General features: G+C 59.3%; 8 protein-coding genes and 1 pseudogene. 3 read left to right on the top strand and 6 right to left on the bottom strand.

The genetic code is table 11. The features are described from left to right. Positions 1 to 117 precede the first annotated feature (117 nt). Positions 118 to 336 (bottom strand): annotated as a pseudogene (locus ACZXDY_RS43875) (transposase); the annotation flags it as partial. Positions 337 to 544: 208 nt separating this feature from the next. On the opposite strand from ACZXDY_RS43875, the gene ACZXDY_RS43870 reads away from it, so the two are divergent. The 3 genes from ACZXDY_RS43870 (at position 545) to ACZXDY_RS43860 (ending at position 4,339) form a co-directional block, all read left to right on the top strand. Beyond that, positions 545 to 2,134 (top strand): porin, encoded by a 1,590-nt coding sequence (locus ACZXDY_RS43870; RefSeq protein ID WP_464349765.1) that lies wholly within the window; start codon positions 545 to 547, stop codon positions 2,132 to 2,134. A 252-nt stretch (positions 2,135 to 2,386) separates the two neighbouring features. After that, a complete protein-coding gene (locus ACZXDY_RS43865; RefSeq protein ID WP_464349764.1) occupies positions 2,387 to 3,463 on the top strand; it encodes a SphA family protein in 1,077 nt (358 codons plus the stop codon). 252 nt (positions 3,464 to 3,715) lie between these two features. Beyond that, on the top strand, positions 3,716 to 4,339 hold the full coding sequence (locus ACZXDY_RS43860) for a nucleoside deaminase (protein WP_246756556.1): 624 nt from the start codon (positions 3,716 to 3,718) through the stop codon (positions 4,337 to 4,339). A 33-nt stretch (positions 4,340 to 4,372) separates the two neighbouring features. On the opposite strand, the gene ACZXDY_RS43855 is transcribed toward ACZXDY_RS43860, so the two are convergent. The 5 genes from ACZXDY_RS43855 to ACZXDY_RS43835 form a co-directional block, all read right to left on the bottom strand. Continuing rightward, positions 4,373 to 4,741, bottom strand: coding sequence for a hypothetical protein (locus ACZXDY_RS43855; RefSeq protein WP_464349763.1), 369 nt, complete (start codon positions 4,739 to 4,741; stop codon positions 4,373 to 4,375). A gap of 351 nt (positions 4,742 to 5,092) precedes the next feature. After that, positions 5,093 to 5,311, bottom strand: coding sequence for a hypothetical protein (locus ACZXDY_RS43850; protein WP_051396991.1), 219 nt, complete (start codon positions 5,309 to 5,311; stop codon positions 5,093 to 5,095). A gap of 546 nt (positions 5,312 to 5,857) precedes the next feature. After that, positions 5,858 to 6,202 (bottom strand): hypothetical protein, encoded by a 345-nt coding sequence (locus tag ACZXDY_RS43845; protein WP_464349762.1) that lies wholly within the window; start codon positions 6,200 to 6,202, stop codon positions 5,858 to 5,860. 42 nt (positions 6,203 to 6,244) lie between these two features. Further along, positions 6,245 to 6,427 carry a hypothetical protein gene (locus tag ACZXDY_RS43840; RefSeq protein WP_464349761.1) on the bottom strand — a complete coding sequence of 61 codons (183 nt, stop codon included), beginning with the start codon at positions 6,425 to 6,427 and terminating at the stop codon, positions 6,245 to 6,247. 167 nt (positions 6,428 to 6,594) lie between these two features. Beyond that, positions 6,595 to 6,792, bottom strand: a complete 198-nt coding sequence (locus ACZXDY_RS43835) for a hypothetical protein (RefSeq protein ID WP_028166357.1) — start codon at positions 6,790 to 6,792, stop codon at positions 6,595 to 6,597. Positions 6,793 to 7,344 lie beyond the last annotated feature (552 nt).

Here is a 7,344-nt window from a genome sequence, read left to right as displayed (position 1 = left end):
ACGCGGCCGTAGTCGCCAATCATTGCAGGCGGCCGATGTTCTCGCGTCGGATCGTCCAATGACGGCTAAAGTGGGTATGCGACGCGGTATTGCGCTTTTGGACACACTTTCCGACCTTCAGGCAGCGCGGATGGCTGCAATCAGGCTCGGTTTGCCGACGATGTTCATCACCCGTGTGAGGTTATAGGCGAGAACATGCAGCGCCATCTCAGCGGCTACATTCCGTAGGCGCTTCATCAGGAAGTGGGTCACACCCATACGGGCTTTGATCGTGCCGAAGGGATGCTCGACCGTCTCGCGCCGCGTCCGCATGGCGTCGGGATTGGAATCGAGCCGGAAGCGGGGACCCGGGACCCGTAACCACAGGCGTTTGTCGCGTGTCCCCGCTTCGCGGGGACGACAGCGGGGATGCCACCAGCGTGGCAGAAAAATCACAGCCGGCCAACCAGTTGCATGCGGCTCATCGGCACGTATTGCCTGCCGACCGTCTTGGATTCACTCTTGGTTGCACGCACCTGCATGAGTCACGGGAAGGAGCCCCGGAATGAAAAGGGCGCGGAATCTCGTTCTCGGAATGATGGCCGGTCTGATGGCCATCGGCGGCGCCCAGGCCGCGGATCTGGCGGTCAAGGCGAAGGCCGTCGAATATGTGAAGGCCTGCTCGCTGTACGGCGCGGGCTTCTTCTTCATTCCGGGCACCGACACCTGCATCAAGCTCGGCGGCTATGTGCGTGCCGACGTCACCTTCAACGGCGGCGCCGCCCACGGCCAGCCGGCGTGGAATGGCGATGCTGGGCAGCGGAACCGTTATTTCGATTATTTCGTCGACCGCTCGCGCATGGTGGTGACGGTCGATACCCGCACCGCCACCGAATATGGCGTGGTCCGCACCTTCGCTTCGAGCAAATTCCAGTTCACCACGCTGGGGGGCAGCACCTTCAACCCGAACTCGATCAACGGCTCGCTTCCTGTCGCGAACGCGAACCTGCTCGACACTCCTGGCGGCGGCTATGTCGCCATCTATGATCTCTTCGTCCAGTTCGCGGGATTCACCTTCGGCAAGTCAGCGTCCGCCTACGCGTCGCCCTGGCAGGGCACTCCGGGCAACAACTCGTCGTTCCTGCTGGGTGGCCAAAGCGGTGACAATAGCGGTGCCAACAACATCCAGTACACCGCGGACTTCGGCAACGGCGTGACCGGCAGCATCGGACTTGACGATCCTACCGTGTGGGACCGTACCGCCGTCTACAATCTGTCGCTGGCGCTGAATGCCACGTTGAACACCGGCAACGCCTATGCCGGCGTTCATGCCCCCGAGGTCGTCGGCAATATCCGCGTCGATCAGGCCTGGGGCCTGTTCCAGATTTCCGCAGCGGCGCATGAGGTGAACGCCTCCTACAACGTCCTCAACACCGCTGGCGCGCCGGCCGGCGCAGTCGGCTTGCCGGGTGCGGCGCCGACTGCGTTGTCGGAGATCAGCGGTCACCCCGACACCAGATGGGGTGGCGCGGTGATGGCCGCCCTGCAAATCAAGAACCTGCCGACCGGCACTGCCGATGACATCAAGCTCGATGCGAGCTACGCCAAGGGAGCCACGAAATACATCATCGGAACGGATTCGACCTCGCCGAGCTTTGCGATATTCGGCGGCTCCAGCAATCCGGCGGCCTATCAGAGCATCGGCTTCGGCGCCACCACCGATGCGGTTTACCTGCCGGTCGCAGCCGGCGGCGACGGCTCGCTGCATCTGACCGAGGCCTTTGGCGTCCGCGGCGCATTCAATCACAACTGGGATCCGTACTGGTCGACGAGCCTCTATGGCAGCTATTCGGTGGTCCGCTACGACGGCACGGCCAAGGCATTCATCTGCGCCAACTACACCACGCCGGCCAAGGCGGTGAGCGCCGACTATGTCTGCAATCCCGACTTCAACGTCTCGCAACTCGGCACGGTGACCCGCTGGACACCCGTCAAGAACCTGACCTTCTCGGCGGAAGTGCAGTGGTTTCACCTCGACCAGAAATTCCAAGGCTCTGCGGTCCTCGGGGCGGCAGCTCCGAAGCCTGCGACGCGCTACGAGTTCAAGGACCAGGATGCAGTCCATCTGGAGCTTCGCGTTCAGCGAAACTTCTGACGGTCATTCTTCAAACAGTTTTCGTAAGGCGCAAATCACGGCGCTATGCAGAATCGGCAAAACCACCAAGTATTTTCAGCCAGGAAATTGTGACATGGAAGGCACAGTCTCTCGCTAAGGATGCACAGGTTGCGAAAGCGTCGATTACACCTAGACACGCTGTGGTAGCATTTCCTCGTTTCCGGTCCCTCGCATGCCGGATCGTTCTTCGGCTGTGACGGAGGAGCGGTGGAATAAAAGGGGGCTTGGCGGATGAAGGGCGGGAAATCGATCTCGACGGCCGGTTTTGTCTGCCGGTTGAGTGCGGCAATTGCGACCTTACTTGTGCTTCCCTATGATGTGGCGCGGGCCGATGAAGGCGGCATCAGCTTTTGGATACCCGGCTTCTTCGGTAGCCTCGCGGCTACCCCCCAACAGCCGGGTTGGTCGATAACTTCGATTTACTATCGCACGCAGGTTTCTGCCGGCGGTGACGTGGCGCGGGCACGGGAGATCACGATCGGTGGCATTCCCGCAAATCTGACGGCCACCGTGAACGCCAGGGTCAACGCAACCGCCAATCTCGGCTTGGTGGCCCCTACCTACACTTTTGAGACACCCGTGCTGGGCGCGCAGGCCTCTGCCGTCCTGTTAACAGCTTACGGCAACAACTCGACATCACTTGCGGGACAACTCACGGGAACGCTGACGACGCCGGGCGGCGCGTTCCCCTTCTCGCGGTTCGACAGCATCGATAGCTCGCTAACCGCATTTGGCGATCTGATCCCGTTCTTCCAGTTGAAGTGGAATTCCGGCGTTCACAACTACATGACCTACATCACCGGGGACATTCCGGTCGGGGCCTACGAGTCATCCCGCCTTGCAAATCTGGGGCTCGGGCACTGGGCGATCGACGCCGGCGGCGGCTACACCTATTTCGACCCGAAGGCCGGGCACGAAGCTTCGGCGGTGCTTGGATTCACCTACAACTTCATCAACCCCGCTACGCAATATCAGAGTGGCGTCGACATGCACCTCGACTGGGGCGTGTCGCAATTCCTGACCAAGCAGTGGCAGGTCGGCCTCGTGGGTTACGTCTACCAGCAGCTCGGCTGTGACAGCGGCTCCGGCAATCGTGTCGGCTGCTTCCAGTCGCGGGTGGTCGGCGCCGGACCGCAGCTGGGCTATATCTTTCCGGTCGGCGACATGCAGGGCTATCTCAACCTGAAGGCCTACGGCGAATTCGCCAATGAAAATCGGCCAGCGGGCTGGAACATCTGGCTGACGTTCAATCTGTCACCTGCGGCGCCAACGCCGCCTGCGCCCACAAGGCCGAGGATAACGAAATAGAAGCGCTGGTGCCAACCCATGACTCGTGCAAGCGCCGCGCAATTGGGGCTTGGACGTTCCGAATCTGCATAGTCAACACTGCGAACCTAACATTAGTTTTGCAGGGTTCGTGTAGTCAAAGCGGCCAACTACGCAATCAAGAGGCGGAGCATTCCTTTTTGGTGCAGCCTCGCAACAACCAAGTGAACGTTGCAGACACATCGTTCACGAGGTGGGAGAAAACTGCGCAAGCGTCTGCTGGCACCCATGAGCATGTCTGACCCAGAGTTAGATTCGATCATGATGCGTCGTTGCATCGCTCTCGCCCAATCCGCGGGTCAAAGCGGGGAATACCCGTTTGCGGCCGTCATCGCTCGGCGAGGCCAGTTCATTTGCGAATCCCTCAATATGGTCAAGGTCGAACGGGACGTTACGCGACACGCCGAAATGGTTGCAATTGCCTTAGCCCAGAAGACGCTCCGTGCGACCAGCCTCGATGATTGCACGCTCTATTCAACCGTTGAGCCTTGCGCGATGTGTTCTTATGCCATCCGCGAAACCAGGATAGGGCGAGTGGTATTCAGCTTGCGGTCACCGCTCATGGGCGGACACTCGCGATGGAAAGTTCTGACCGACAGCAATTTGTCCGCGACATTGCCGGAAGTGTTCGCCCCGCCACCCGTCGTCCTGTCCGGATACTTGCAAGATGACGTTCAGATGGTGTTTCAGAAGCGAAATCCGCTGAGCTGGCGATTTATCAAAGCGCGAAAGATCTTCGTGGCGAGTTCGGATGCTGAAGACGTCAGCATTTTGCGCACCAAATCGCGGCTTGGCCGTTGGACCGGCGTCGGAAACTTGGTCAGGGCTATGGTTTTGGATCGCCTTTGGCGAAGCTAGCAATCGACGTTCCTTGCCGTCGCAATACACGGCTTAGTTCGGCGCCTTTTTCTTTCTGCTCGCGCCCCTCAAAGCAGTTGTCGAGGTCGTGACCGATCCATTGCTCATTTGCAGACAGGTCAAGAGGTCGACATAGCTCGGGTCGCCGGCGGCTGTCGCCTCTCCCTCACACTGGACTCTGATGGTCGGGGAATACGAAAGCCAAATCGTGTCCAATTGCTGACGCGCTGAGTTCTCATCGCTCATACACTTATCGAAGCTCTGAGGTAAGGCTAAACCCATCGCCTTATCCGCTTCCACCGATCCTCTGCAGGTAGCTTCGACATTGAGTTTTGGGACGGCCTCGGAAATGGGCGTCACCAATTGAGTAGCCGCCATCACGGCCATGATTGCTGGGTGCATGGGATGTCCTTTCCTTACAAGAACATTCGGATCGTACTGTGCATCCTCCGTGAAAAGTCGGGAGGCGCAGGTTCAGCAAGTTTACGTCATACGCTGGTCACGGGGCGGCTGGGCGTCAGAATGCCGGCGACCTCCAACAGCGTCGGCATTATCAGAGTGCGGGCAGGCGACTATGCGAATTCGGCAGTCGAGCGATCGTCCAGGCTGGACCGCCGACCCGGTGCGCCAACTGATTGTCTTAAGAGCCCCGGTTGACCGCGCAACGAGCCGACGTCGCGATCTTCGGCCATGGGCCCAACAGGCGACATTCGCGAAATGGCGAAATGAAAGAGGCTGCCGACTGACGCGGCCTTACCGAAGGCCAATCCGGATAACAGCCAATTCCGCGATCTCTCGCGGCTCGCTAATGCCTGTCGCGCGGACGTCGATAACCTTGCGAGCGACCATATCGCAAAACGGGTCGTTACGATCAACCACGCCCAGCAAGTTGAGAGCGTGGTTGAAGGCCTTGTTCAAGAGCTCGATTTCTTCCGGCGCGCACTTGTTTTTCAACAGCCGATTGATTGGCATTGTCCCGCCCCACAGCCGACGCAAACAAAACCATACCCCTTCTTATAGCACTGGATTTTGGCTGACGGCCGGAGAAACGCGGAAGGAGCACTGACACTTCACGAAGATGTGCTGCGTTCCGTCACTTGGATCGACGTCAAAATAAGGATGGCTCGCCGAGCGACCGCCAGGCGCCCCTCGTATGCTGGGGCGATATTCTTGTTGTGGCGTTCGCGATAGCAAATTCGCATTCCCAAGCGCATACTCGGAGCATGGCGACAATTGTTCAATGCAATTGCGGCGCCGAGTACAGGCGTACCGAAGAGAAGTTCTTGATGCCGCATACGGGTGCCGCGATCTGCGCGGTCTGCGGAGCCGCGCTGGAATCGTGGTCGGAATGCACCCACGTTCCCATATATGAACTTATTGAGCGTCCAGACAGAAAGCCGGAATCCCCAGCTTGACAGGCGAAATCCCCTCTCGTGTCCGCTCCTGGTCCAAGAAGATACATGGCTACAGCACTGAGGTGCGCGCCATGCCCGAGACGTTAACGAGGTTCGTTTCAGCTCAGATGACAGCTCCGGCCAGCAAGAAAGCACCGCCGAGCGCGACCAGCGCAAGTCCAGGCCAATTGGCTTTGATTTCGAAGCCGCTACCCGGTCTTTCTGGTTCCAGTGTGTCACGCCCGGAGCGAAGCAGCCTTCCGCCGCTTAATCGACCTCGCCAGATTGGCTGAAAGACCATCTGGAGCACGCCGCCGAAAACAAACAGCACACCAAGCCATATGAGGGTCATGCTAGTCTCCTGCACCAGTGAACGCCGAGAGGTCGCTCCGCCGAGAACCGTCGCCCGTTTGTGTTGGTTGGTGCCCTGGAAGCCGAGGCCGCGCACCGCATATTGGTTGCGGATCATGCTCTCCGAAGTTCAGGCTATGCCAATACTAACGCATCCTGCTTAGTCTTCGTCTGGCTCGCGCACGACCGGCGATTCGTCGGCTCCGTTCTCTTCGTCATCCTGGTCGTCGTCCGCGTCCTCTTCGTCGTCATCAGGATCTCGGGGCGGCATCGTGTTGCCTATGATCGCGGAGACACACCAGTCGATCCTGGTCGGAACTAGCTCACGGATTTGTAGGATCATGTTGTTGCTCCTCGGATGTAACCCTGAGGCATTTTACCTCTTTCTCGGAGTTGGGTCAGGCGCGGCTCGCGTAGCGGCAGCTCTTGGTGCAAAGCGGACCCACGAGTCTGAGAAGGGCCAACAGGTAACATTCGAAATGAAGGAGGCCGCCTACTGAGGCGGCCTTCTTACTTCGGCGGCTGCAGTCCGGGCGACATTATCCAATCAATCATGTGAGAAGCTGTTTCGGCTTGCCGAGCTTTGCGAACAAGTCGCTGTCTCTTGTAGCCGGGCGGGATGCCCTGGGCCTGCCTCGCCAGACGCTGTGCCTGGTCCGCGAGCATTTCTTCCAAAGTGGTGTTCCTGAAGCGACGACGCTTGATCATGCGCTCCTCCATATTGTGCAGGCGGGAGCGCAATCGGTCTCTCAGCCACCGGGCGCCTACGGAGCCCCCGTGTTTTTGCCGGTGATGCCAATATAACGGGCTGTCGTAGCGAAGGTTGCTAATCTCCTTCAAACCCCGTGGGTCATTTGCGGCGATTGGTTGCGTCTGGCGACGTCCGACCCACCCTTTGCAGCCGACGCTGGGTCGAGTGTTGCGTTGGTCGGATAGGAGCAAATAGGCGACGTAGCAGTGAAGCCGACGATACGGCCCGCTCCAAGCTCGGCCCGCTTTGCATCTGAAAGCGGACGTTGGCGGGTCCAAGCGGCTGAACCTTTGAAACCGGCATCCTGTTTTCGCTACGGCCTGCTTCGCTTCGAGCGCAACGACGATGTGGCTGCTTTGGGCGCGACAAATCAACCCGACGGGCAAATCACCGAAAGTCTGTCCATCCCTCGCACGAAAAATAATCCGCTTTCGCCGTCGGGCAAATCAGTGATTTAACTCCGCGCGTCTCACGCGAATGAGGGGCGGGTCGCGATCGTCACGAACGTT

The sequence above is a fragment of the Bradyrhizobium sp. LeoB3 genome, from assembly GCF_055456055.1.
Note: the sequence above shows the minus strand (reverse complement) of the source record. Positions and strands in the feature narration are given on the sequence as shown.